This is a genomic window from Gemmiger formicilis (genome assembly GCF_016901605.1).
Taxonomy (GTDB): domain Bacteria; phylum Bacillota; class Clostridia; order Oscillospirales; family Ruminococcaceae; genus Gemmiger; species Gemmiger formicilis_B.
Genome location: NZ_JACJKP010000907.1, coordinates 1 through 219, shown reverse-complemented (window position 1 = coordinate 219; position 219 = coordinate 1). Strand labels below are relative to the sequence as shown.

The 219-nt window shown below is 63.5% G+C and carries 1 protein-coding gene; it reads right to left on the bottom strand.

What is annotated here, in order from left to right; genetic code table 11:
* On the bottom strand, positions 1-219 hold a 219-nt coding region (locus H6B10_RS17205), incomplete at both ends, for an alpha/beta hydrolase (protein WP_430661800.1).

Below are 219 nucleotides of genomic sequence, written 5' to 3'. Positions count from 1 at the left end.
AGAAAAACCGCAAACCGCTACCTTGAACGGGTCTACCCGCAGGCGGGCCGCATTGCGGCGCAGGTGCAGGATGGCTCCGGCAGCATCGATCATAGGCTGCCAACGCAGCGGCGCGGGGGATACGGTATACAGCAGCGAAAAGACCTGGTATCCGGCCTGCAGGAATTGCATGGCTACCGGGTCGGTTTCCCGGGCGCTGCAACGCTCGTATCCACCGCC